This window comes from Halorubrum sp. SS7 (assembly GCF_005435055.1).
Classification (GTDB): domain Archaea; phylum Halobacteriota; class Halobacteria; order Halobacteriales; family Haloferacaceae; genus Halorubrum; species Halorubrum salinarum.
The window spans coordinates 1-584 of the sequence record NZ_SGXV01000234.1; the positions used below are offsets into that span (position 1 = coordinate 1).

1 protein-coding gene is annotated in these 584 nt (G+C 63.7%); it reads right to left on the bottom strand.

Translation table 11 applies throughout. The features are described 5' to 3' along the window. On the bottom strand, positions 1-584 hold a 584-nt coding region (locus tag EXE44_RS17805; protein WP_274595389.1), incomplete at both ends, for a glucodextranase DOMON-like domain-containing protein.

Consider the following 584-nt stretch of genomic DNA (forward strand, 5'->3'; position numbering starts at 1 on the left):
AAGACGAACTCACCGGGCTCGCCGACCTGTACGTCGCGGAACGAGCCGAAGCTCTCCGAGCCGACAACCGGAAGAACCTCCCAGTCGGAGATGTCGGTGCCCCCGACCGACTCCTTCGGTACCGAGAGAACGGCGAGGTTCGTATCCAGTTCGACGAACGTTTCCGGCGATCCGAGGTTGGTCCCGCTCGCGTTGACAACTCCCCCGCCGAAGCCGCTTGCTCTAACGCGGTACTGCCACGGCTCGGCGAACTCGGCGGTGACGTTCAGGTCGCCGATTTCGGTCGTACGCCCGGTGTCGGTTTCCGGGTCGCGTAGATAGACCACGAAGTAGTGCGGGGAGAACTCCCCGCCGAACGCATCGTACAGGCTCTCCACCTCGAACGCGAACCGCCAGCTGTCGTCCGTCTCGAAGACCGTGAACGTACGCAGGTCGAACGCCCCCTCCTCCTCCCGGAACGCGCCATTCGTCGGGTATGTGTACCCTCCGGGACCGTTGTCATCACCCTGCGGGTCGGTAAACTCGGAGACAGATTCTCCGATGACACCCGTGACAGTCGCCGAGGCGAGCTTTCGACCGGTGTC